The organism is Sphingobium sp., assembly GCA_023266575.1.
Classification (GTDB): domain Bacteria; phylum Pseudomonadota; class Alphaproteobacteria; order Sphingomonadales; family Sphingomonadaceae; genus Sphingobium.
On sequence record JAHFPV010000015.1, the window covers coordinates 37,978 to 61,250 of the forward strand.

The window sequence follows — 23,273 nt, forward strand, 5'->3', positions numbered from 1 at the left end:
AACCATTCTCAAATCAGACCATATTCGTCTGATTGCGCATTTGGTCCCCCGCGCACCATTTATCAAGGCCTTTTTAGGCCATCTTCAGCTCAAGCGGTTGAGCGTCGCGACATCTGCGCCCAGCGACCGGCGCAGCAAGGTCAGTTGCGCCACGGCGGAGGGTTCGGTCTGCAACTGGTGCGGGGTCAGGCCGATGAAATGCTTGATCTCCCGGATGAAGTGCGACTGATCGTAAAAACCCGCCTCGTCGCACAAGAGTTGCCAGCTTTCCCGGTCGAGCGCGATCTTGGCCGAACAGCGCAAGGCGCGATATTTGCGCGCCAGCAGCTTGGGCGGCGCGCCATAATATTTGTTGGTCAGCCGGGCGAGCTGGCGCGGCGACAGGCCAGTGGTTTCCGCCAATATCTCGATTCGCGGCGATCCTTCGTCCATCAGCCAGGCGTCGACCGCATGGAGCAGCGCCCAGGTCGCCGGGCGCGGCGGCTTGATCATCGCCCCCAGTTGCGCCCAGCACAGGGCCGCCATCGCATCCGCCTGATCATCGTCCAGCGCGCGCAGGTCGTTAAGCAGGCGCGCATAGGCATCGCCCCGTTCCGCCACCAGATCGCACAATCGGTCAGCGAGCAGGCTGGCATCACTGCCATGCAGCGCCAGCCAGCCGGCGGGCAGCAGCGAAATGCCCACGACCCGCGCAGGCCGGTCCAGTTCGAACCGGGTCGCGCCCATGGTCGGCCCCAGCAGGCAGACGTGGGGCGTTGCCATCGCCACGCCGTCCTGAAAATGATAATGGCCCCCGCCATCGAGCATGAAGCGCAGTTGCGGCACGTCGGCACGGGTTACGTCGGCATAATGGTCGGCCGATACAGTGAACAGATAAAGAGAGCCGAAATAGGCGCGCAAATGTTCAGGTGGCGCAAAGTAGCGCAACCGCACAGGGCCCTGCGCGGCGGCCACGGTATAGGATAGTGGCCCCCGGTCGTCCGGTAGAGCGACACCGCCCCCGGTCCTGTCGATGTGATGCGACCCCATTTTTTTACCCCAGTTGGGATTTACTATGCGCCAACATCGTCACCGCGCAAGCGGGATGGATAATAAACTGTAACTTTTGTTCGCTTGTGTCGCGCTGCACAAAAAAATGGCCCGGCAATTTGCATTGCCGGGCCAGTAAAAGGTCTCATCGGCTGGAAGCCTAAGAGCCTTCGGGTCGCAGGGACGCTTTACCCCCGAATCACGGCAATATTATTGGACGGATCGGACATTTTTCAGCTGAAAACGATCTCAATCATGACGTTTCCTGTTATGAAATGACGTTAGGTAGGGGCTGTGGCTATGCTGCAACAGCGACTCGACGGATAGCCCCGCCGCTGGCATAGCGCGGCCATGCCCTACCGTCTGATCCGCCCGCTGCTGTTCGCCCTTGATGCCGAGCGCGCCCATAATCTGTCGATCGCCGCGCTGCGCCTGATGCCGACTCCCGGCCCGCTGACGCCGGACCCGATGCTGGCAAGTCAGGTCGCGGGGATCCCCTTCCCCAATCCGGTCGGTCTGGCGGCAGGTTATGACAAGGAAGGCCGAGTCGCCCACAAGATGCATGGCCTGGGCTTTGGCTTTGCCGAGTTGGGAACGCTGACCCCGCTGGCCCAGCCGGGCAACCCTACCCCCCGGCTGTTCCGGCTGGTCGAGGACAGAGCGGTGATCAACCGTTTCGGCTTCAACAATGGCGGACAGGGCGCGGCGGCGGACCGAATCGCCCGCTATCGCCGTCCGGTGGGTGAAGGGCCGGTCATCGGCATCAATATCGGCGCGAACAAGGACGCGACCGACCGGATCGTTGATTATGTCACCGGGGTGCAGGTCATGGCCTCGCTGGCCGATTATCTGACCGTCAATATCTCCTCCCCCAACACGCCGGGGCTGCGCGCGTTGCAGGATCGCGCCGCGCTGGACGAGTTGCTGGGCGCGGTGATGGCGGCGCGGGGTAGCCGCGCGACGCCGATTTTCCTGAAGGTCGCGCCCGATCTGGAACCGGCGGATGTGGAGGATATTGCCGCCGCCTGCCTCGACCATCGGATCGACGCGCTGATCGTGTCCAACACGACCATTACCCGCCCGGCGCTGCGGTCGGTTCATGCAGGCGAGACCGGCGGGCTGTCAGGCGCGCCGCTGACCGACCTGTCGCTTCAGAAGTTGCGTGATTTCCGACGGTTGCTGGGCGCGCGACTGCCGCTGATCGGCGTTGGCGGCATTGCCAATGCGGAGCAGGCCTATGCCCGCATCCGCGCGGGCGCATCGCTGGTCCAGCTTTACAGCGCGCTGGTCTATGAGGGACCGTATCTGGCGAAGCGGATCAATCACGGCCTCAAGGCGCTGATGAGGCGCGACGGCTTTGCCACCATCGACCAGATTGTCGGCATCGACGCCTGATCGCTGTCATTTAGAGTCTGTGTCGAAATGCGCGAAAGAGCGCATTTCGGTTGCCGCACCGGCCCACACCCCCACCCGACCGCCCACAGAGTGTATCCTGAATGGGAGGTCGGGTGGGGGTGTGGGCCGGTGCGGATGCGTCAAAGGCGCATTTCGAAACAGACTCTTCAGATCAATCGGTCCGCCTCCAGCGCCAGCGCCAGCGAATCGCGACCCCTGGGGGTGCGGGCGTGGAGATGGGCGTCGGCCTGGACCAGCCGTTCCACGCCGGTCGCGAGTTGCGCTTCGGGCAGGGTGAAGGGCAGGCGCAGGAAGCGTTCAAATGCGCCGCTGACGCCAAAGCGCGGCCCGGCGGCGACACGGACACCCAGGCTTTCGGCCAGCGCCGCGAGTGCGGTCGCCTCCGCACGGGGGAGTTCGGCCCAGAGTGACAGGCCGCCGGCGGGCGATTCGACGCGCCAATGGGGCAGATGCTGTTCGAGCAGCGCCAGCAGATGGTCGCGCCGCCCGCGCAGCATATCGGCGCGCGCGCCCAGCCCTTCGTCGGCGTCGATCAGATGGGCGACGGCCAGCTGTTCGACCACGGGACTCGCCATGTCCATCGTTGTGCGCAGGCGACCAAGCGCGGCGACCGTCTGCGGATCGGCGCGAATCCAGCCTACCCGAAGGCCGCCCCAGAATATCTTGCTGGCTGACCCCATGGTGATGACCTGCCGCCCCGACGGATCATGGATCGCGACAGGCGGCGGCGGGGCGAAGTCCAGCCCCATCGCCACCATCGTTTCATCGATCACCAGCGGGGTGTGGCTGCGGGTGGCGGCAGCGACCAGCGCGCGGCGAGTCGCCGGGTCCATGCTGCGCCCGGTCGGGTTGTGGAAATCGGCGATCAGATAGGCAAAGCGCGGCGCGGTCTGGCGGAAGGCGGCGTCCATCGCGTCGATATCCCAGCCATGGGTCGGCAGGCCGACCGGCACCGGCACGACATGCGCGCGCTGCAACGCCTGAATCGCATTATGGTAGGTCGGGTGATCGATCACGACGCGATCCCCCGGCCCGGCAAGCCAGTGGAGCAGCAGCGAAAAGCCCTGCTGTGCGCCATTGGTGATGATGATCTGGTCCGCGTCCGTAGGGCAACCGCGCCGGTCGAAATGGGCGGCGACGGCGTGCCGCAGCACGGGCAGGCCGAGCGGATCATAGCCCAGATCGCCCAGATAAGCGGGCAGCGCCTCGACCGCTGCCTGCATCGCGCGACCGACGCCCGGCGCAGCGGGCAGCGCGGCATGGGTCCAGTTGAGCAGATTGCCCCCGGTGATCATGTCGATGTCCGCCTGGGGCGGTTCGACCCGGCCCGGCGGCAGGCGGGTGACGCTGCCCGACCCCTGCCGACTTTCCAGATAGCCCTCGTCCCGCAGCCGGTCGAACGCCGCCGCGATCGTCGTGCGAGACAGGCCGAGCGCAGCGGCCAGTTCGCGCTCGCCCGGCAGGCGGACGTTAAGACCGACACGTCCGTCCAGCACCAGCATCCGCAGCGCCTGCGCCAGTTGGCGATAGGCGGGTTGGGCGCTGTCCTGCGCGCGCCATGCGCCCAGCAGGCGGAGCAGGGAAGGCGGACGAAGGAAGGAAGTGGACATGATGATCTGATCCAATTTGCGGATGGTCAGGGCCATTTATGTCGAAATGGTCCTTTTGAAAAAGGCCAATTGTGACGAAGAAGCCTGCCCATGATGATGCACCGCCGCCTTTTCCAGCTTTTTTGGGGCCTTGGCCTCTATGGTTTTTCCATGGCGCTGATGCTGCGCGCCAATCTGGGCCTCGACCCGTGGGACGTGCTGCATCAGGGGATGGCGCCCCGGCTGGGCCTGAGCTTCGGCATGACCGTCAATCTGGTCGGCGCGATCGTGCTGCTGTTGTGGTGGCCGCTGCGCCAGCGGCCGGGAATTGGCACGGTGGCCAATATCGTCGTGATCGGCACGGCGGTGGACCTGTCGCTGATGCTGCTGCCGACGCCGGAGGGATTGGCGATGCGCGCGGCCTGGCTGGGTGCGGGAATCGTGCTGAACGGCATCGCCGGGGGTGCCTATATCGGCGCGGGGCTGGGACCGGGGCCGCGCGACGGGCTGATGACGGGTTTGTGTCGTCGCACGGGTCTGCCGGTCAAATGGGTTCGCACAGGCATAGAGTTGGCCGTGCTGGCGATCGGCTGGCTGCTGGGCGGGACGGTGGGCGCTGGCACGCTTCTTTATGCGATGAGCATTGGCTGGATCGTCCACCATGCCCTGCCCTGGTTCCGCATCGACGCGCCGGAGCGTGCGGCGCTGGCCTGAAGGGAGATTGACCGGGGCGGCCATCCGGGCATGATCGACCGGTCCACCCCCGACACCGGAGCCGTCCCGATGCGTCCCCTGCTTGCCGCCTGCCTGCTGATATTGACCGGAGCCACGACCGATAACAGCGCACTCGCCCCGCTCGCCTTTGAGCAGGTCGCGCCTGCGGGCACGAAAATGCCCCGGTTCAAGGTCGATGCCGCATGGCCCAACATGCCCGGCGATCTGCTGCTGGGGCAGGTCAGCGGGGTGGCGGTCGCGCCCGATGATTCGGTCTGGGTCGTGCATCGCCCGCATAGCCTGACCGCGACCGACACCGGCCTGGCCCAGACCCCGCCCATCGCCGTCTGCTGCAAGCCAGCCCCGCCCGTGGTCCATTTTGGCAGCGACGGGCGCTATCTGGGCGGCTGGGGCGGGTCAGGCAGCGCGCCCAGCGTCGATGGCGTCAACCAGTGGCCAGCCAGCCTGCACGGCATATTTGTCGATAAAGCGGGGACGATCTGGTTCGGGGGCAATGGCAAGGACGATCATGTCGTGCTGAATTATCGCGCCGACGGCACCTTCATCCGGGCTTTCGGCCAGCGGGGCAAGACCGGCGGCAATGATGCGACCGACCAGTTGGGCAACCCGTCCGACGTCAACCATTCCAACGGCATGGTGCTGATTTCGGATGGCTATGTGAACCGGCGGGTGATCGGATATGATGCCCGGACCAATGGCTATACGGGGCGCTGGGGCGCCTATGCCAGGCCGCCGATTGCGCCGACGCGGCAGGGCGCGTTCGACCAGAGCCATGCCGTCGATCCCAGCAAGATCGCCGATCCCAAGGCGCAGACCTTCGCCGATATCGTCCATTGCGTGGTGCCGACACGGGACGGCCATGTCTATGTCTGCGATCGCAACAATAATCGGGCGCAATTGTTCAGGCGGGGCAAGGATGGCGGGCTGACCTTCGTGCGCGACCTGGTGATCGCTGGCGAGACCGGCGGCACCCATACGGTCACCGACATCGCTTTTTCGCCCGATCCCGACCAGACCTATCTCTATGTCGCGGACATGATGAACGGGCGGATATGGATCTTGCTGCGCAAGACGCATGAGGTGCTGGGCGCGATTGGTCGGGTCGGACGGCAGGCGGGACAATTTACCTGGCTGCACAGCATTGATACCGACAGCGACGGCAATATCTATGCAACCGAGGTCAATACCGGCCGGCGCGTCCAGAAGCTGGTGTTCACCGGCATCCAGTGAGAGGGGGACGCTTCATGGCGACCGCATTATACGACATGACCGTTCCCATGTTCATCCGCGGGCTGAACGCGCTGTCGGGGCTGCTCGACAAGGGCGCAGCCTTTGCCGCCGAAAAGGGCATCGACCCCGCGACGCTGACCGGCGCGCAACTGATCGCGGACATGAAGCCACTGACCGCGCAGGTGCAGTTCGCCTGCGATACCGCCAAGGGGACGGTGACGCGGCTCGGCGAACTGGAGCCGGTGGCGATGGCGGATACCGAACAGACGTTCGCCGAACTTCAGGCGCGCATCGCCAAGACGATAGCGCTGCTGGAAGCGGTGCCCCGCGAGAAGATTGACGGGCGGGAGGATGCCGCCGTGGTGCTGAAGCTGCCTAACGCTGAAATTCCCTTCACCGGTCGCAGCCATGTGCTGACCTTTTCCCTGCCCAATTTCTATTTCCACCTGACCATGGCCTATGCGCTGCTGCGCCAGGCGGGCGTGCCAGTGGGAAAGATCGACTTTCTGGGCGGGATTTAGGTTTAGCCGGCGATCAGCCGGACATAGGCGCTGGCCACCCATCCGCTGACGCAGGGACCATCATAGGGCTGCTTGCGGTCGACCGGGGAGGAGACGCCGCAATCGGCGGCGTCCGTGCTGTTGTCGGTAACGGGTGGTGGGGCCAGCACCACGCCCAGCCATTTCTGGTCGAGGCTGCGGGTGCAGATATAGGCGCGGTCGCCCTCGGCGAGGCTGGTCAGGATTTTTGCGTCGCCAAAGGGGGCTGCGCGCAACGGCAGGCCGTTTGGTCCCGTGCGCGCCACCTGCCCCATGCCGCCGCACGCATCCATGCGCGGGCCATCCTCGCCGATCGTCACGGCGCGGGCGACCGGCGCGTCCATGCGGCTTTCGGGGACTTCGGCGCGGGGTGCGCCCGCCAGCGAACTGTTGGGCAATTCGTCCAGCACCTCGCGGCTGTCGGAACAGGCGGCCAGCAGGAAAAACAGGGCGATGGTGCGCGACATGGCACAGGGGATAGACTGGTCCGGCGTGCGGGGGAAGGCACCATGTTTCGCTTTAGTTTCAGCGAGGCTTTCCCTATATGCTCGGCATGAGCGACGAACCCCAGAATAGCCCGAACAATAACGAATATGGCGCGGACAGCATCAAGGTGCTGAAAGGGCTGGATGCCGTGCGCAAGCGGCCCGGCATGTATATTGGCGATACCGACGACGGATCGGGCCTGCACCATATGGTGTTCGAGGTCAGCGACAATGCGATCGACGAGGCGCTGGCCGGCCATTGCGACCGGATCGACATCACCCTGAACCCCGATGGCTCCGTCAGCGTGATGGACAATGGCCGGGGCATCCCGACCGGTATCCACACCGAAGAGGGCGTGTCCGCAGCCGAGGTCATCATGACCCAGCTGCACGCGGGCGGGAAGTTCGAGAATACCAGCGACGACAACGCCTATAAGGTGTCGGGCGGTTTGCATGGCGTGGGCGTGTCCGTGGTGAACGCCCTGTCCGACTGGCTGGAGCTGAACATCTGGCGCGACGGACAGGAACATTGGATGCGGTTCCGCAACGGCGATGCTGAAGCGCCATTGAAGGTGCTGGGTCCGGCCGCACCGGGGCAGAAGGGGACCAAGGTCACCTTCATGTTCTCCACCGACACGTTCAAAAATGTCACCGACTATGATTTCGACAAGCTGGAGCATCGCTATCGCGAGCTGGCGTTCCTGAACAGCGGCGTGCGCCTGTTCCTGACCGACGCGCGGCATGAGGAAAGCAAGACGGTCGAGCTATATTATGAGGGCGGCATCGCGGCCTTCGTCAAATATCTCGATCGCAACAAGGCGGCGATGATGCCGGAGCCGATCGCCATTTCCGGCACGCGCGACGATGTGACCATCGACGTCGCGCTGGAATGGAATGACAGCTATTATGAAAATGTGCTGTGTTTCACCAACAACATCCCGCAGCGCGACGGTGGCACCCATCTGGCCGCATTCCGCGCGGCGCTGACCCGGACCCTCAACAATTATGCCGACAAGTCGGGCATGTTGAAGAAGGAGAAGGTGTCGCTGACCGGTGAGGATATGCGCGAGGGGCTGACCGCGATCGTATCGGTCAAGCTGCCTGATCCCAAATTCTCGTCCCAGACCAAGGACAAGCTGGTCAGTTCCGAAGTGCGCCAGCCATTGGAAAGCCTGATGGCCGACAAGATGGCCGAGTGGCTGGAAGAGAATCCCGCCCATGGCAAGATGATCATTCAGAAGGTGATCGACGCCGCCGCCGCGCGCGAAGCGGCCAAGAAGGCGCGCGAACTGACGCGGCGCAAGGGCGTGCTGGACATTGCCAGCCTGCCCGGCAAGCTGGCCGACTGTCAGGAGCGCGACCCGGCCAAGTCCGAACTGTTCCTGGTCGAAGGCGATTCGGCAGGCGGGTCGGCCAAGCAGGGCCGCAACCGGCATAATCAGGCGATCCTTCCCCTGAAGGGCAAGATCCTGAACGTCGAGCGGGCGCGGTTCGACCGCATGATCTCGTCCAAGGAGGTCGGCACGCTGATCCAGGCGATGGGCACCGGCATCCGCGACGATTTCAACATCGAGAAGCTGCGTTACCACAAGATCGTCATCATGACCGACGCCGACGTCGATGGCGCGCATATCCGCACGCTGCTTTTGACCTTCTTCTATCGCCAGATGCCGCAGATCATCGAGGCCGGGCATCTCTTCATCGCGCAGCCACCGCTCTACAAGGCGACGCGCGGCCGCAGCGAATTGTACCTGAAGAACGACACCGCGCTGGAGCAATATCTGGTCGATAATGGCGTCGAATCGATGGTGCTGGAGGGGCCGGGCGGCAGCCGGACCGGCAATGACCTCAAAAGCCTGGTCGATCATGCGCGGCGGATGCGCGCGGTGATGCGCTATGTGCCGCGCCGCTATGACCCGACAATCATCGAGGCGCTGAGCCTGACCGGCGCACTGGACCCCGAATTGTCGCAGGCCGAGCAGGCGACCCGCCTGGCCGCTGCGGTTGCGTGGATGGGCGCGCAGGATGCGGAAGGCAAATGGACCGGCCGGATCGCGGAAGAAGGCGGCTTCCATTTCGAACGGCTGTGGCGCGGCGTGACCGACCATCACGTCATCGAACATGGCTTTGTCGGGTCGGCCGAGGCGCGCAAGCTGCACACGCTGGCCAGCGAGGAATCGCAAAGCTATGTGACGCCGTCGCGGCTGGTAAGCGCCAAGGCTGCGCAGGCGGCCGAAGAGGCAGGTGAGGATGACCTGCCCGTGGTCGCTGCCAAAGGCTCGACATTGGTGACCCGACCGAGCGAATTGCTGGCCGCGATCCTGGCCGCCGGGCGCAAGGGGCTGGCGATCCAGCGCTATAAGGGGCTGGGCGAGATGAACGCGGAACAGCTGTGGGAAACCACCCTGGACCCGGACAACCGATCGATGCTGCGGGTCGAGGTCGAGCAGGCGGACGTCGCCGACGAGATTTTCAGCCGCCTGATGGGCGAAATCGTCGAGCCGCGTCGCGAGTTCATTCAGGACAATGCGCTGAACGTCGCCAATCTGGACGTCTAGATGATTGGGTTGCGGCTGGCGGGTGTCGTGCTGATGGGCGCGGGGCTGGCTGGCTGCGACACTGAGCCGGACAATGATAGAGGGTCGGTCAGTCAGGCCGTGCCGGTGGTGGTGAACAGCGCGCCGCCGGTGAATGGCTCGGCGCCGGTAAAACAGAATAAGTCATTGAAAAATGACGATCTTTCTGTTTCACGCGAAACACGCCCTGCCCCGTTACCAGTCAAGTCTGCACCCGATTATCGGGCGATCGGCACTGAACCCTTTTGGGCGGTGACGGTGCGGGGGGACGCCGCAACGCTGGAACGACCGGATCATCCGCCGGTGCGCTTCGCGGTGGCGCGTCATGTCGAGGAACGGGTGATCCGCTATTCCGGCGACGGGTTTGCCATGACGATCAACGAAGGGCCGTGCAGCGACGGGATGAGCGATGCGCTGTGGCGCGACCGGGTGGCGGTGGCTTTTGGGGATGGCGTGCTGAAAGGCTGCGGGGGTGAGCGGGATGAGGGCACGCCGTAAGGGGAAGGCGCGCGCTGGTTTCTGGGCTACGCTCGAAACAAATGGAGATTACTCCCGCCCTTCCAGTTGCGCGACCATGGCGTCATTGCCCTGCCCCTGCGCCACGGCTTTGGCGGTGCGGCCTGACGCATCGGCGAGTGCCGGGTCCGCGCCTGCCTTGACCAGCATCGTCACCTGCGCGCTGCGGCCGAACAGGGCGGCCATCATCAGCGCGGTCTGACCGGCCTTGTTGCGTGCGTTGACGTCACAACCGGCGGTCAGCAGCCGGGCGGCGATGGCGTCATTGCCCTTGAAGGCGACGCCCATCTGCGCGGTGTTGCCCTGCGAGACATCGGGTTTGCACGGGTCAGCGCCTGCCGCGATCAGCGCGTCTAGTGTTTCTGCCTGCCCATTATAGGCGGCAAGGATCAAAGGGGTGAAGCCGCGCGCGTCGGTGGCGTTGATGTCCACGCCAGCCTTGACCAGCGGGGCGATCATGTCGGTGCGACCGAGGCGGGCGGCGTCGAAGAGGAGTTCCTGGCGGCGTTCGGGGGTTGGGAGGGCGTCTGAGGCGGGAGATGGCGTGGCGAGCATGGTCGCTAGGAGGAGAGTGAGCATGGGAATGTCCTTGGTGATTTTCAGGCGTAGCCTCCGGCGGCGCGCCCCCACCCCAACCCTTCAGGCGAGGCACGCGACTCGCCTGAACCTGAAGGGGAGGGGCTAGAATGTGGCACCTGGTCAGGCAAATGTGACTCGCCTAACCAGAATGAGAAGAGCCACCCCCTATCAACGCACGGTCAGGCGCTGTTGCGGATAGGCGGTTTCATATTCCGACACGGCCTTGGTCACTTCGCCCATCGGCACGTTGACCGCCTTAGCGATGCGCGTGCCATAGTCCTTGTCGGCCTGATAGAAATAGCTGACCATGATCGTGCGGGTGCGGTCGGAGGTGACCTGACCCAGATCGCCTGCAAGGTTGGCAATCAGGTCCGCCTTGTCCCTGGCCGAGAGCGAACGGTAGAAAATGCCCGCCTGCGCAAAATTATTGGTCTTTTCGATCGGCTTGGCATCGACCGTGGCGTTCACCTCATAGGTGGATTGGCCAAATTCGGCCGCAGCCTGCTTTTGCACCATCGCGGGGAAATAATTGACGTTGGAGGTCGATCCCGTCCCGTCCATCACCCCGTCCTGGTAATTGTTCACCACCGGTGCCAGCGGCTTGTTGACCGGCAGCGCCATGACGTTCGCGCCGACGCGATAGCGCTGGGTGTCGGAATAGCTGAACAGGCGGCCCTGCAACATGCGGTCGGGCGAGGCTTCGATGCCCGGCACCATATTGGCGGGCGCAAAGGCCGACTGTTCGGTAAATTCAAAGAAATTGGCGGGCATCTTGTTCAGCGTCATCTCGCCGATCTTGCGGAAGGGGACGTTCAGCCATTCCTTGGTATCGTCGAACGGATTATAGTCGAGACCGGCAAACTGGTCCGGCGTCATCGTCTGGATCATCAGATCCCAGGTCGGGGCATTGCCCTTGCCCACTTCGCGATAGAGATCATCGGTCATGAAGTTGAACTGCGCCGCGCCGGCTTCCTTGGCGGTCAGATTCTTGACGCCCTGACGGCTGATCCAGCGGAATTTGGCGAAGGTCACCTTGCCCTGCGCATTCACCAGCTTGAAGGCGTGAACGCCATTGCCGTCCATTGTGCGGTAGGAGGATGGCGTACCCAGATTGGAATAAAGCTGGGTCAGCATGTTGGTCGATTCAGGGGTGTTGGAGAAGAAATCGAAGAAGCGATTGGGGTCCTGCTTGTTGGTCACGGGCGAGGGTTTGAGGCTGTGGACCATGTCGGGGAACTGCATGGCGTCGCGGATGAAGAAGATCGGCAGATTGTTGCCGACCAGATCCCAATTGCCCTGATCGGTGTAGAATTTGGTCGCGAAGCCGCGCGGATCGCGCAGTCCTTCGGGGCTGCCCGACGGGTGGATGACGCTGGAAAAGCGGACGAATACCGGGGTTTCCTTGCCCGATGTGAAGAGCGAGGCGCGGGTCAGGTCGCTAATGTCGGCGGTGGCGCGGAATATGCCATGTGCACCAGTGCCGCGGGCGTGGACGACACGTTCCGGGATGCGCTCACGGTCGAAGCGCGACAGCTTTTCAATGAGGGTCGTGTCCTCCAGCAGGACCGGGCCAAGGTCGCCCGCCGTCTTGCTGTTGCGGTTGGCACCGATCGGCGCGCCATTGTCGCGGGTGAGGTTGGGGACGGCGGCGGGTGCGACTTCGGCGGGGACGGCCATGGTCTTGCCAGCGTCAGCAGGCAGGGTCACGGTCGCCATGCGTCCGGCGACCTGCGTTTCCGTCTGGGCGAGCGCCTGTGCGCCGATAAGCGCGGACAGGCTGACGGCAGCCAGGGTCAGGCCGCGCAAGGGCGCGGCCGAAATCGGTGAATTCGGCATGATCAGGTTCCTCTGTTGTTTCGTCGATCGTGGCGATCGACACCCCTCGGACTGGGAAACGCTGAATGAACCCGAAAGTTCGCCAAGAGAAACACCTTATCTTGCTTTCAGATAGTGGCGTTTTCGATGATTGCTCCAGACATGTTCAATCGGGGCGCATCGCTTGGGCAACGAGCGCCTCCGCCTCGATCAGTAGCGCGTCGTCCGCCGCGCTTTGCGCGACATGCTCGCGACCGATGAGGATAAGGACGGGGACGGCAAGCGGACTGACACGGTCAAGCGTGACATGCAGCATGGTCGTGGCCGCACGATCGATCAGGTCGCCCAGCCTGCCCACATCGGTCATGCGCGCGCGCGCGTCGGCCCAGGCGGCTTTCAGCAACAGATGGTCGGGCTGATATTTGCGCAGCACGTCATAGATAAGGTCGGTGGAAAAAGTGACCTGCCGCCCGGTCTTGCGCTTGCCGAGATGCTGGCGCTCGATCAGGCCGGATATGACTGCGACGTCGCGGAAGGCACGCTTCAAGAGGCTCGACTGTTCGACCCAGTCGATAAATTCATGGTCGAGTATGTCGGCGGAAAACAGGCTTTGCGGATCGGTGACGGGCTTCATGCCATAGATGGCCAGCGCATAATCATTGGCGACGAAGCCCAAAGGCATCAGCCCTTGGGCGTCCATACGGCGGGTGAGCAACATGCCCAGCGACTGGTGCGCGTTCCAGCCTTCAAAACTGTAGCAGAGCAGATAATGCCGCCCTTCATGCGGGAAGGTTTCGATGAGCAGCTGGCCCGGTTGCGGCAGGACCGAGCGCAATTTCTGCATGTCGAGCCATTCGCGCACGTCCGGCGGGAAGCGGTGCCATTGATCGGGACTGGCGAGGAAGGTGCGGACCCGGTCGGCGAGGCGCGTGGACATGGCCATGCGGGTGCCGCCCCAACTGGGGATGCGCGCCTGTTTGGACGTCGCGCGGACGATCAGGTCGCTGGTGTCCATCTTCACCACCTCCAGCGCCATGCCGGAGAAGAAGAAACTGTCGCCGGGCGTCAGTTGCGCGGCGAACCCCTCCTCCACCGTGCCGAGCTTGCGGCCATTGGCGAAGCGGACGGCGAGGGCTGGCTGATCGACGATGATGCCCGCGTTCAGGCGATGCTGCTGGATGAAGCGGGGGTGGGAGACGCGCCATGTGTCGTCGGGATCGCGAGTGAGCCGCTTGAACCGGTCATAGGCGCGCAGGGCGTAGCCACCGCCCTCGATGAAATGGAGGACGGCGGCGAAGGCTTGCGGCGTCAGCGCGCTATAGGGGGTAGCGGACTGGATTTCGGCCAGCATGTCATCTTCACGGAACGGCCCGGCGCAGGCAAGGCCCATGATATGCTGGGCCAGCACGTCGAGGCTGCCCGCGCGAAAATCATCGGCGTCGCGCTCGCCCGCCTCAACCGCGTCAAGGGCAGCGCGGGCTTCGAGATATTCGAAGCGGTTGCCGGGGATCAGTATGGCTTCGCTCGCCTGATCGAGCCGGTGGTTGGCGCGACCGATGCGCTGGAGCAGGCGGGACGAGCCTTTGGGCGCGCCCATCTGGATGACGCAGTCGACATTGCCCCAGTCGACGCCCAGGTCGAGCGATGCGGTGGCGACCAGCGCGCGGAGTTTGCCGTCGGCCATGGCAGATTCCACCTTGCGCCGGGCCTCGATCGACAGGCTGCCATGGTGGATGGCGATGGGCAGGTTGGCGTCATTGGCCGACCATAATGACTGAAAGATGAGTTCGGCGAGACCGCGCGTGTTGCAAAACACCAAAGTCGTCTGGTGCGCGGCGATCTCTGCCATGACCTGATTGGCCGCATATTTGCCCGAATGGCCGGACCAGGGGACGCGGCCTTCGGGGATAAGGATGGTGACGTTGGGTTCTGCGCCCGCTTCGCCCAGCACGGCGGCGACCGTGTCGATATCGCCATCGGGCGCGAGCCAGGCGCGATAGGCGTCGATATCCGCGACGGTGGCGGACAAGGCGACGCGGCGCAGGCCGGGGTTGATCGTCTGGAGCCGGGCCATCGACAGGTTGAGCAGGTCGCCGCGCTTCTGGGTGGCGAAGGCGTGGACTTCGTCGACGATTACCGTCTGGAGATCGGCGAACATCAGCGCCGCGTCGGGATAGCTGAGCAGCAGGGAGAGCGATTCGGGCGTGGTGAGCAGGATGTGGGGCGGCTTGACGCGCTGACGGGCCTTGCGATCGGATGGCGTGTCGCCGGTGCGGGTTTCGACCCGGATCGGCAATGCCATTTCCTCGATCGGGGTCAGCAGGTTGCGGCGGACATCGACCGCCAGTGCTTTCAGAGGCGAGACATAGAGGGTGTGGAGCCGGTCGGTCGGGCGATCGATCAGGTCGGTGAGCGTGGGGAGGAAGCCCGCCAGCGTCTTGCCCGCGCCGGTCGGGGCGACCAGCAGCGCATGATCGCCCCGGCGCGCGGCAGCCAGCATCGCCCGCTGATGCGCGCGCGGGGTCCAGTCGCGCGCGGCGAACCATTGCTCCAGCACGGGGGGGAGAAGATCCATGGACGGGATGTAGGGAGCCGCCCGTCCGGTGTCACCGGCTTCGTCCGCACCGTCGCCTATGCAGTAACTAAAATACCAACGCGCGAAATATTCTTACGCCGCCCTCTGGCCCTTCGGCCCGTCCCTGCGTTATCATCGCGCCATCAGGAGCGGCGCAGCAGACGCCGTATCGAGCAGGAGATAATCTATGTCTGGCGAAACCGAAGCCGACCTTACCGGTGTCGAATCCAACCGCCGCCGCCCCAAGCCGCCGATCATGGAGATTGACGGGCGCAAGCTGAAACCCGCGACGCTGATGATGGGGCATGGCTATGATCCGACCCTGTCCGAAGGGTCGCTGAAACCGCCAATCTTCCTGACCTCCACCTTCGCGTTCGAGAGCGCGGCGGCGGGCAAGCGGCATTTTGAAGGGGTGACGGGCATAAGGCCCGGCGGATCGGAGGGCCTCGTCTATTCACGCTTCAACGGTCCCAATCAGGAAATTGCCGAGGATCGGCTGTCGGTATGGGAGGAGGCTGAGGACGCTCTGCTCTTTTCCAGTGGCATGTCGGCGATCGCGACGACGTTGCTGGCGATGGTGCAGCCGGGCGACGTGATCGTCCATTCCGCGCCGCTCTATGCCGCGACCGAATCGCTGATCGGGCGGATATTGGGCAAATTCGGGGTGCAGTGGCTCGATTTCCCCGCTGGCGCGAGCGAGGATGAGATTGGCGCGGTGATCGAGAAGGCCAGGGGTCTGGGCCGCGTCGCGATGATCTACCTGGAAAGCCCGGCCAATCCGACCAATGTGCTGGTCGATATCGAAGCGGTTGTCGCGCGGCGCAACTTCCTGTTTGCGGGCGAAAGCCATGTGCCGCCGATCGCGATCGACAATACGTTCCTTGGACCGTTATGGCTGAAGCCGCTGGCCCATGGCGCGGATCTGGTGATCTATAGCCTGACTAAATATGCCGGCGGGCATAGCGATCTGGTCGCGGGCGGGGTGCTGGGGTCCAATGCGCTGATCACGACGATCCGGCTGATGCGCAACACGATCGGCACCATATTGGACCCGCATAGCGCGTGGATGCTGTTGCGCAGCCTTGAGACGCTGGAGTTGCGGATGAGCCGGGCGGGCGAGAATGCCGCCAAGGTGTGCGCCTGGCTGAAGGACCAGCCGCAGGTGGAGAAGATCGTCTATCTGGGCTTTCCCGAAAGCGAGCGACAGCGCGACATTTATGCGCGCCATTGCAGCGGGGCGGGATCGACCTTCTCGCTTTACCTGAAAGGTGGCGAGGCGGAGGCGTTCGCTTTTCTGGATGCCCTCAAGATCGCCAAGCTGGCGGTCAGTCTGGGCGGAACCGAGACGCTGGCGAGCCATCCCGCCGCGATGACGCATTTGTCGGTGCCGGCCGCGCGCAAGGCGGCGCTGGGGATTGGCGACAATATGGTGCGCATCTCGATCGGCTGCGAGGATGCAGACGATCTGATCGCCGATTTCGCCCAGGCGTTGCGGGCGATTGGCTGAGATGCGCCGTCCGCTTCTGTTGGTGGGCCAGCCTTTGCTGGCCCCCATCGTGCCGCTGCTGGCGCAGGATTATGACGTCATGACTCTGTGGGAGCAGCCGGACACGGCTGGGCTGGCGCAGGTGGACGCGGTGATCTGGGCAGGCGAATTTGCGCTGGAACGGGCGCTGATCGACGCGATGCCGGACCTGTCGCTGATCGCCTGCTTCACCGTGGGCTATGACGGGGTGGACCTGGCGCTGGCCAAGGCGCGCGGCATTGCGGTGACCCATGCTGGCGACGCCAATGCGCAGGATGTGGCGGACCATGCGATCGGCCTGATGCTCGCCCATCGCCGCTGGATCGTGGGCGGCGACCGGCATTTGCGCGCTGGCAAGTGGACGATCGAGGCCAAGACGCGCACCCGGTCGATGGGCGGAGCAAAGCTGGGGATCGTCGGCATGGGGTCGATCGGCATTGCAGCGGCGGAGCGGGCGCAGGCGATGCGGATGCAGGTCAGTTGGTGGGGACCGCGCGACAAGCCTACCCTCCCGTGGCCGCGCGCCGACAGTCTGGAAGCGCTGGCGCGCCAGAGCGACATTTTGCTGGTTGCAGCGCGCGCCGACGAGAGCAATCGCAAGATGATTTCGGCGGCGATCATGGAGGCGCTGGGACCCGACGGACTGCTGGTCAATGTCGCGCGCGGGCAATTGGTGGATGAGGCGGCGCTGATCGCCGCGCTGAAAAGCGGGCGGCTGGGCGGCGCAGCGATCGACGTGTTCGATCCCGAACCGACCGATCCGGCGCGCTGGGCGGACGTCCCCAATGTCGTGCTGACTCCGCATACCGGCGGGGCGACGCATGAGGCGGTCGGGCAGATGGCGCAGATGCTGATCGCCAATCTGTCCGCCCATTTTGCCGGTCAGCCGCTCCCTTCCCCCGTTCGCCTCTGAACCCTGCGTCGAGTCGTGCGTTGAGCGCGGCACGGCGATGACGCCGGTGCAGGAGGGGGTGCGCAGTGGGTATGAGAGCAGGATCGCGATGGGCTGTCCGCATAGGGGCCGGGCTGCTTGTCCTGATCGGGCTGGCCGTCCTGCTGCTGGCCGCTTTCCCATGGGGCCTGTTCAAGGGCCGGATCGAGGATCGCCTGTCCGAGCGGATCGGCAAGCCGGTGACGATCGGCGCGATGGTGCGCGAGGATGCCCTGTCCTTTCACCCCGTCGTGCGCCTGACCGACATGCGCGTGCCGCAGCCCGACTGGGCGCCGGGGAGCGGCGATCTGGCGCGGGTTGGCGAGGCGCGGGTGGGCTTTTCCGCGCTGGCGCTGCTGACCGGCGGGCCGGTGCTGGAAACGCTGGAGCTGCGCCGCGCGCGACTGTCCTTCTATCGCGCCGCCGATGGGCGCGAAAGCTGGAGCGGGGAACGCAGCCGCGCCGATGACAGCAAGGGCAAGCGCCCTGCCCTGCGCAGCCTGACCGTCAGCGACAGTCGCATCGCCTATCGCGACGACAAGCGGGGCCGGTCGATCGATGCGGCGCTGATCGTGGACGGCAGGGGATTGCGCCTGTCCGGCTCCGGCGATGTGCGCGGCCATCCCGTGAGGGTGACCGCCAGTGGCGCGCCGATCCTGGGGCATCAGGCGGGTGCGCGCTGGCCGTTCAAGGCGGAGATTGCCGGTGACGCGGTCGGCATGACGTTCGACGGCACGATGGACGGGCCGCTCGACATTGGCCATTTGCGCGGCAAGGTGACCGGCCACGCCATCGACCTGCGCGTGCTGGACGCGATTATCGAGGCGGGCCTGCCCGGCACGCAGCCGGTGCGCCTGACAGCGCAGGTGGTGCGCGACCGGCCCGACTGGACCGTCGAGCGCCTGAAAGGGACGATCGGACGGTCCGATATTGCGGGCCACGCCACCATCCGCAAACGTGACGGGCGCACCCGCATCGACGGCGCGATTCATGCGGGCCGGTTCGATTTCGACGATCTGTCGTCCAATGAGGGCAAGCGCAAGGCAGCGGCCAAACGGGCACAGTCGGGCGACCGGCTGGTCCCCGACACCGCCATAGACCTGTCGCGCATGGCGCGCACCGACGGGCGGCTGGCATTGCGGGCGGACAAGCTGCTGTGGCCCGGCTCCAGCCCGTTCCGGTCGCTGAGCGGCACATTGACACTGGAGCGCAGTCGACTGGTGGTCGAGCCACTGCGGATGGACCTGACACGCGGCATATTGAGCGGGCGACTGTCGGTCGATCAGCGGCAGGGCGGACCCCGGCTCGATCTGGCGCTCAACCTGCGATCGGCGCGCCTGCTCGATTTCTTTCCCGAAACGCGGATCGACGGCGGGCTGGTCGGGCGGATCGCACTGAACGGATCGGGGCGCACGATCCGGCAGGCGGTCGGGCGGTCATCCGGCACGATCGCGCTGGTGGCGCGCGACGGGTCGATCCCGGCGCGCACGGCGGCGCTGATGGGGCAGGATGTCGGCAAGGGGCTGACCGTGGACAAGGACAAGATGGCGGTGCTGCGCTGCGTGGTGGCGCGGTTCGACGTGACCAGTGGCGTGGCGCGGGCCAATCCGGTGCTGATCGACACGTCCCGCGCGCAGACCCGCGTCACCGGCACGATCCGCCTGACCGACGAAGTGATGGCGCTGACGATGAGTGGCACGCCCAAACATGGCAGCCTGCTGCGCCTGAGCGGCACCGTGCCGATTGGCGGGACGATCAAGCAGCCGGACATTCGCGTGCCTGCCGAGGTGCGATCGACCAAGGGCATCCTCAAGATGATCGGCAAGGCGATTGCGGGGGACAAGGTGCCGCGCGCAGCCGATGCGGATTGCGAGGGGCTGGCGCGGTCGGCGATGCGTTAAACGCAATTCTCCGTTCGTTTCGAGCGAAGTCGAGAAACGTAGCGCGCCGGTTTCTCGACTTCGCTCGAAACGAACGGAGGTGGGGATATTACGTCCAGTCCACCCGCGTCCAGCCGCGCGCCGCCGCCAGTTTGGCCAGCTTCTTGTGCGGGTTGGAGGCGAAGGGGATGTCGGCAAATTCCAACATCGGCGCGTCCGACACATGGTCGGAGTAAGCGCGGATATGGGCCTGGCCACGGTCGATCGCTTCGGCCGCCATCCACGCCTTGATCATTCGCAGCTTGCCGGTGTCGTAGCAATTTTCGCCCGCAATCTTCGCGCGGACATAGCGCAGATCCTGGGACAGGTGATCGGTCGCGATGACCGCGTCGAAACCCAGTCGCCGGGCGATCGGCTCGACATAGAGGCGGTAGGAGGCGGTGGCGAGGACCAGGCGATAGCCATCGGCCCGGTCCTGCGCGATCTGCGCCACCGCGCCCTGTCGCAAATTGGTCGCCACCACCTTGTCAGCATAGGTTTCGACATGGGGCATCAAGCGCGCGCGTTCGACATTGAAGCCGATCATCAGCGCCTGATTCAATTCCTTCAGCCGCTGGCGGGTGATCAGCTTGACCACATAGGCCAGCATCAGCAGCCCGACGCAGGGCAGCAGCGCCAGCCGCCACGGCGCCATGGCGCGCGCCATGTGGATGAGAAAGCCGGTATAGGTGCCGCTGAACGTCACCGTCCGGTCCATGTCGTAAATTGCCAGCCGGTGCGTCATGCCGTGTCCGAAACTTTTGCCCTGTTGCTTCGTTCTGGCTTGCAGTTGGGCCGTTTCGGCTTGCCGTGCAACCGATATTGGACCAGTAATCCCATCGCATGAACAAAGCCGCCGATCTTGCTGAAGAAATGCGTGACGACGGCACAGTGATCCGGCTTTCCGGGTCGCTGGCGGTCGCCTGTCTGCATGACCTGCCCGGTCGGCTGGATGCGGTGCAGGGACCGGTCAGCGCCATCGACCTGTCGGGCGTCGAGCATATCGACACGATCGGCGCATGGACCGTGCATCGCACCGCCAAGCGGCTGAACAGCCCGATCACTGGCGGGCGCGACGATACGATGCGCCTGATCGAAGCGGTCGGCGCGCTGGACGAGCCGGTGGCGATCCGTCCCGATCATGTCCCTGCCGTCACCCGCGTCGTCAGCCAGATTGGCGAGGCGGTCAGCACTGCGGGATCGACCATGCTGGGCCTGCTGGGCTTTTTCGGCGGCACGCTGGTCGCCACCTGGAGCGTCATCCGCCACCCCAGCCGCTTCCGCGTCAATGCCGTGGTCCAGCGGTTCGAGGTGGTTGGCGTGTCCGCGCTGGGCATTATCGGCCTGATGAGTTTCCTGATCGGCATCGTCATTGCGCAGCAGGGATCGGTGCAGTTGCGCCAGTTCGGCATGGAAATGCTGACGATCAATCTGGTTGGTCGGCTGACCTTCCGCGAACTGGGCGTGTTGATGACCGCGATCATGGTCGCGGGCCGATCCGGCTCCGCCTTTGCCGCGCAGCTTGGCACGATGAAGCTGACCGAGGAAGTCGATGCGATGCGCACGATCGGCGTGTCGCCGATGGAGGCGCTGGTGCTGCCGCGCACGCTGGCGGTCGTCATCATGATGCCGCTGCTGGGCTTTTACGCCTCCATCATGGCGGTGATTGGCGGCGGCTTTCTCTGCGCCATTGCGCTCGACATTCCGCCGATCACCTTCGTTCAGCGGCTGCGCGAAGTCGTACCGATCACCGACCTGTGGGTGGGGTTGATCAAGGCACCGGTATTCGGCCTGATCATCGCCATTTCCGGCTGTTTTCAGGGGATGCAGGTCAAGGGCAATGCCGAGGAAGTGGGGCTGCGCACCACCGCTGCAGTCGTGCAGGCGATCTTCCTGGTCATCGTCCTCGACGCCATATTCGCCGTATTCTTCACCTGGCTGGGGTGGAACTGATGGCCGAGCAGGATGCCATGGCCGCCGAGGACGCCCGGATCGAACAGACGATGGCGCAAAGCGACATCGCGATTTCGGTGCGCGGCATCCGCAACAGTTTCGGCGATCAGGTCGTGCATGACGGGCTGGACCTGGACGTGCGCAAGGGCGAGATTTTGGGCGTGGTCGGCGGGTCCGGCACCGGCAAGTCGGTGCTGATGCGCGCGATCATCGGCCTCCAGACCCCCGACCAGGGCGAAATCCACGTCTTTGGCGAATCGATGGTCGGGCGGCTGGACGATGAGGCGCTGGCGATCCGCAAGCGCTGGGGCGTGCTGTTTCAGGGCGGTGCGCTGTTTTCGACGCTGACGGTCGCTGAAAATGTCGAAGTGCCGATCCGCGAATATTATCCCAATATCGGCGCGGAACTGCGCGACGAAATTGCCGCCTACAAGATCCGCATGACCGGCCTGCCGGCTGAAGCTGGTCCCAAATATCCGTCCGAACTGTCGGGCGGCATGAAGAAGCGCGCGGGTCTCGCCCGTGCGCTGGCGCTGGACCCGGACCTGCTGTTTCTGGACGAACCGACCGCCGGGCTGGACCCGATCGGCGCGGCGGCGTTTGACGAACAGACCCGCCAGTTGCAGCAGACGCTCGGCCTGACCGTGTTCCTGATCACCCATGATCTTGATACGCTTTATTCGATCTGCGACCGTGTCGCCGTGCTGGCCGACAAGAAGGTCATTGCGGTCGGCACGATCGACGAATTGCTGGCCACCGATCATCCGTGGATACAGGAATATTTCAACGGCCCGCGCGGCCGCGCCGCAACGGCGGCGGTCGCCCGTCATCATGACCGCGAACAGGATAGGGCGGCACAGACCCCGCCCGATGGAAGGCAATAGGATATGGAAACCCGATCCAACCATGTGCTGGTGGGCGCGGTCACGCTGATCTTGCTGGCGGCGATCATTGCGGCGGCCTTCTGGTTCTCGCGCATCTCCGATGGGCAGAACAAGGAATATGACATCTTCTTCAAACAGTCGGTCAACGGCCTGGCGAAGGGATCGAGCGTCAATTATTCCGGCGTCCCGTCTGGCCAGGTCGAGAAGATCGAGCTGTGGAAGCGCGATCCGGGCTTTGTGAAGGTGCGCATTTCGGTGAAGGACGGCACGCCCGTGCTGCAAGGCACCACTGCGACGATCGCGGGGGTGGGCTTTACCGGCGTCAGCGAAATCGTGCTGGACGGCGCGGTCAAGGGCGCGCCGCCGATCCTATGTCCGACCAATAATCCGCTCGCGGTCTGCCCCGACGGCGTGCCGGTGATCCCGACCAAGCCGGGCGCGCTGGGCGAATTGCTCAACAATGCGCCGCAACTGCTGGAACGGCTGTCGACCCTGACCGAGCGGCTGACCGAATTGCTGAACGACAAGAATCAGCAGTCGATCGCTGGCATCCTCGCCAACGTCGAGCGTATCTCCAGCTCGCTGGCCGATCGCAGCCCGGAAATTTCCGCCACGCTGGCCGAAGCGCGCATCGCGGTGCAGCGCACCGGGGTAGCGGCTGAACAGATTGGCAAGCTGGCTGCGACGACCGATTCGCTGCTGACCGATGAGGGCAAGCCGCTGATGGCCGACCTGCGCAAGAGCGTGCAGTCGGCAACGCGGAGCATCGACACGCTCGACAAGACGATTGCCGAAGCCCAGCCGGGCGTGCGTGCGTTCAGCAACCAGACCATGCCGGAGGTCAACCAGCTGGTCCGCGACCTGCGCGAAATGTCGCGCGCCTTCCGGGGTGTTGCCGAGAAACTGGACCAGCAAGGGGCCGGTTCGCTGGTCGGATCGCCCAAATTGCCGGATTACAAGCCATGATGAGAGGGACA

19 protein-coding genes are annotated in these 23,273 nt (G+C 64.6%); 12 read left to right on the forward strand and 7 right to left on the reverse strand.

Features of this window, described 5'->3' with window-relative positions; all coding sequences use genetic code 11:
• Nucleotides 1–84: 84 nt before the first annotated feature.
• Nucleotides 85–1,029 (reverse strand): helix-turn-helix domain-containing protein, encoded by a 945-nt coding sequence (locus Q0D44_RS14540; RefSeq protein WP_294137436.1) that lies wholly within the window; start codon nt 1,027–1,029, stop codon nt 85–87.
• 351 nt (nt 1,030–1,380) lie between these two features.
• Between Q0D44_RS14540 and Q0D44_RS14545 the strand changes: the two genes are divergently transcribed.
• Nucleotides 1,381–2,424, forward strand: coding sequence for a quinone-dependent dihydroorotate dehydrogenase (locus tag Q0D44_RS14545; RefSeq protein WP_294137439.1), 1,044 nt, complete (start codon nt 1,381–1,383; stop codon nt 2,422–2,424).
• A gap of 167 nt (nt 2,425–2,591) precedes the next feature.
• Here Q0D44_RS14545 and Q0D44_RS14550 read toward each other — a convergent pair whose 3' ends face one another.
• A complete protein-coding gene (locus Q0D44_RS14550) occupies nt 2,592–4,055 on the reverse strand; it encodes a PLP-dependent aminotransferase family protein (protein ID WP_294137550.1) in 1,464 nt (487 codons plus the stop codon).
• A gap of 90 nt (nt 4,056–4,145) precedes the next feature.
• Here Q0D44_RS14550 and Q0D44_RS14555 point away from each other — a divergent pair, with 90 nt between their 5' ends.
• The 3 genes from Q0D44_RS14555 to Q0D44_RS14565 all read left to right on the forward strand — a co-directional run bounded on the left by Q0D44_RS14555 (nt 4,146) and on the right by Q0D44_RS14565 (nt 6,520).
• Nucleotides 4,146–4,748 carry a hypothetical protein gene (locus Q0D44_RS14555; protein ID WP_294137441.1) on the forward strand — a complete coding sequence of 201 codons (603 nt, stop codon included), beginning with the start codon at nt 4,146–4,148 and terminating at the stop codon, nt 4,746–4,748.
• A 69-nt stretch (nt 4,749–4,817) separates the two neighbouring features.
• Nucleotides 4,818–5,999, forward strand: coding sequence for a hypothetical protein (locus Q0D44_RS14560; RefSeq protein WP_366009627.1), 1,182 nt, complete (start codon nt 4,818–4,820; stop codon nt 5,997–5,999).
• Between the two features lie 14 nt (nt 6,000–6,013).
• Nucleotides 6,014–6,520 (forward strand): DUF1993 domain-containing protein, encoded by a 507-nt coding sequence (locus tag Q0D44_RS14565; RefSeq protein ID WP_294137449.1) that lies wholly within the window; start codon nt 6,014–6,016, stop codon nt 6,518–6,520.
• 2 nt (nt 6,521–6,522) lie between these two features.
• Here the strand turns inward: Q0D44_RS14565 and Q0D44_RS14570 are convergent, their stop codons facing one another.
• A complete protein-coding gene (locus Q0D44_RS14570; protein WP_294137451.1) occupies nt 6,523–7,005 on the reverse strand; it encodes a hypothetical protein in 483 nt (160 codons plus the stop codon).
• A gap of 86 nt (nt 7,006–7,091) precedes the next feature.
• On the opposite strand from Q0D44_RS14570, the gene gyrB reads away from it, so the two are divergent.
• Nucleotides 7,092–9,581, forward strand: coding sequence for a DNA topoisomerase (ATP-hydrolyzing) subunit B (gyrB, locus tag Q0D44_RS14575; protein ID WP_294137456.1), 2,490 nt, complete (start codon nt 7,092–7,094; stop codon nt 9,579–9,581).
• Nucleotides 9,582–10,097, forward strand: coding sequence for a membrane-like protein (locus Q0D44_RS14580; protein WP_294137459.1), 516 nt, complete (start codon nt 9,582–9,584; stop codon nt 10,095–10,097).
• A gap of 48 nt (nt 10,098–10,145) precedes the next feature.
• Here Q0D44_RS14580 and Q0D44_RS14585 read toward each other — a convergent pair whose 3' ends face one another.
• The 3 genes from Q0D44_RS14585 to Q0D44_RS14595 form a co-directional block, all read right to left on the reverse strand.
• Nucleotides 10,146–10,694: an ankyrin repeat domain-containing protein gene (locus tag Q0D44_RS14585; RefSeq protein WP_294137461.1), complete on the reverse strand. Its 549-nt coding sequence runs from the start codon at nt 10,692–10,694 to the stop codon at nt 10,146–10,148.
• 168 nt (nt 10,695–10,862) lie between these two features.
• A complete protein-coding gene (locus Q0D44_RS14590; RefSeq protein WP_294137463.1) occupies nt 10,863–12,530 on the reverse strand; it encodes a catalase in 1,668 nt (555 codons plus the stop codon).
• Nucleotides 12,531–12,675: 145 nt separating this feature from the next.
• Entirely contained in the window at nt 12,676–15,084 is a 2,409-nt protein-coding gene (locus Q0D44_RS14595; protein WP_294137465.1) for a ligase-associated DNA damage response DEXH box helicase, read from the reverse strand.
• Between the two features lie 187 nt (nt 15,085–15,271).
• On the opposite strand from Q0D44_RS14595, the gene Q0D44_RS14600 reads away from it, so the two are divergent.
• From Q0D44_RS14600 to Q0D44_RS14610, 3 genes are all read left to right on the forward strand, one after another.
• A complete protein-coding gene (locus Q0D44_RS14600; RefSeq protein WP_294137466.1) occupies nt 15,272–16,591 on the forward strand; it encodes a cystathionine gamma-synthase family protein in 1,320 nt (439 codons plus the stop codon).
• Between the two features lies 1 nt (nt 16,592).
• Nucleotides 16,593–17,522 (forward strand): 2-hydroxyacid dehydrogenase, encoded by a 930-nt coding sequence (locus Q0D44_RS14605; protein ID WP_294137469.1) that lies wholly within the window; start codon nt 16,593–16,595, stop codon nt 17,520–17,522.
• Between the two features lie 71 nt (nt 17,523–17,593).
• A complete protein-coding gene (locus Q0D44_RS14610) occupies nt 17,594–19,441 on the forward strand; it encodes an AsmA family protein (protein WP_294137552.1) in 1,848 nt (615 codons plus the stop codon).
• 88 nt (nt 19,442–19,529) lie between these two features.
• Here the strand turns inward: Q0D44_RS14610 and Q0D44_RS14615 are convergent, their stop codons facing one another.
• Nucleotides 19,530–20,204 carry an HAD-IB family hydrolase gene (locus tag Q0D44_RS14615; RefSeq protein ID WP_294137473.1) on the reverse strand — a complete coding sequence of 225 codons (675 nt, stop codon included), beginning with the start codon at nt 20,202–20,204 and terminating at the stop codon, nt 19,530–19,532.
• 98 nt (nt 20,205–20,302) lie between these two features.
• On the opposite strand from Q0D44_RS14615, the gene Q0D44_RS14620 reads away from it, so the two are divergent.
• The 3 genes from Q0D44_RS14620 to Q0D44_RS14630 are packed head-to-tail and all read left to right on the forward strand — an operon-like array spanning nt 20,303 to nt 23,262.
• Entirely contained in the window at nt 20,303–21,412 is a 1,110-nt protein-coding gene (locus Q0D44_RS14620; protein WP_119743544.1) for an ABC transporter permease, read from the forward strand.
• Entirely contained in the window at nt 21,412–22,296 is an 885-nt protein-coding gene (locus Q0D44_RS14625) for an ABC transporter ATP-binding protein (protein WP_294137475.1), read from the forward strand. The genes Q0D44_RS14620 and Q0D44_RS14625 overlap by 1 nt, the downstream gene beginning before the upstream one ends.
• A gap of 3 nt (nt 22,297–22,299) precedes the next feature.
• Entirely contained in the window at nt 22,300–23,262 is a 963-nt protein-coding gene (locus Q0D44_RS14630; RefSeq protein WP_294137476.1) for an MlaD family protein, read from the forward strand.
• Nucleotides 23,263–23,273: the final 11 nt, after the last annotated feature.

What these genes read in the sequence shown, in the direction of transcription:
- Q0D44_RS14565 (WP_294137449.1), top strand. Translation starts at nt 6,014, where the DNA reads ATGGCGACCGCATTATACGACATGACCGTTCCCATGTTCATCCGCGGG.
- Q0D44_RS14540 (WP_294137436.1), bottom strand. Translation starts at nt 1,029, where the DNA reads ATGGGGTCGCATCACATCGACAGGACCGGGGGCGGTGTCGCTCTACCG.
- Q0D44_RS14595 (WP_294137465.1), bottom strand. Translation starts at nt 15,084, where the DNA reads ATGGATCTTCTCCCCCCCGTGCTGGAGCAATGGTTCGCCGCGCGCGAC.
- Q0D44_RS14600 (WP_294137466.1), top strand. Translation starts at nt 15,272, where the DNA reads ATGTCTGGCGAAACCGAAGCCGACCTTACCGGTGTCGAATCCAACCGC.
- Q0D44_RS14580 (WP_294137459.1), top strand. Translation starts at nt 9,582, where the DNA reads ATGATTGGGTTGCGGCTGGCGGGTGTCGTGCTGATGGGCGCGGGGCTG.
- Q0D44_RS14555 (WP_294137441.1), top strand. Translation starts at nt 4,146, where the DNA reads ATGATGATGCACCGCCGCCTTTTCCAGCTTTTTTGGGGCCTTGGCCTC.
- gyrB (WP_294137456.1), top strand. Translation starts at nt 7,092, where the DNA reads ATGAGCGACGAACCCCAGAATAGCCCGAACAATAACGAATATGGCGCG.
- Q0D44_RS14570 (WP_294137451.1), bottom strand. Translation starts at nt 7,005, where the DNA reads ATGTCGCGCACCATCGCCCTGTTTTTCCTGCTGGCCGCCTGTTCCGAC.
- Q0D44_RS14585 (WP_294137461.1), bottom strand. Translation starts at nt 10,694, where the DNA reads ATGCTCACTCTCCTCCTAGCGACCATGCTCGCCACGCCATCTCCCGCC.
- Q0D44_RS14610 (WP_294137552.1), top strand. Translation starts at nt 17,594, where the DNA reads ATGAGAGCAGGATCGCGATGGGCTGTCCGCATAGGGGCCGGGCTGCTT.
- Q0D44_RS14620 (WP_119743544.1), top strand. Translation starts at nt 20,303, where the DNA reads ATGAACAAAGCCGCCGATCTTGCTGAAGAAATGCGTGACGACGGCACA.
- Q0D44_RS14630 (WP_294137476.1), top strand. Translation starts at nt 22,300, where the DNA reads ATGGAAACCCGATCCAACCATGTGCTGGTGGGCGCGGTCACGCTGATC.
- Q0D44_RS14590 (WP_294137463.1), bottom strand. Translation starts at nt 12,530, where the DNA reads ATGCCGAATTCACCGATTTCGGCCGCGCCCTTGCGCGGCCTGACCCTG.
- Q0D44_RS14545 (WP_294137439.1), top strand. Translation starts at nt 1,381, where the DNA reads ATGCCCTACCGTCTGATCCGCCCGCTGCTGTTCGCCCTTGATGCCGAG.
- Q0D44_RS14550 (WP_294137550.1), bottom strand. Translation starts at nt 4,055, where the DNA reads ATGTCCACTTCCTTCCTTCGTCCGCCTTCCCTGCTCCGCCTGCTGGGC.
- Q0D44_RS14605 (WP_294137469.1), top strand. Translation starts at nt 16,593, where the DNA reads ATGCGCCGTCCGCTTCTGTTGGTGGGCCAGCCTTTGCTGGCCCCCATC.
- Q0D44_RS14625 (WP_294137475.1), top strand. Translation starts at nt 21,412, where the DNA reads ATGGCCGAGCAGGATGCCATGGCCGCCGAGGACGCCCGGATCGAACAG.
- Q0D44_RS14615 (WP_294137473.1), bottom strand. Translation starts at nt 20,204, where the DNA reads ATGACGCACCGGCTGGCAATTTACGACATGGACCGGACGGTGACGTTC.
- Q0D44_RS14560 (WP_366009627.1), top strand. Translation starts at nt 4,818, where the DNA reads ATGCGTCCCCTGCTTGCCGCCTGCCTGCTGATATTGACCGGAGCCACG.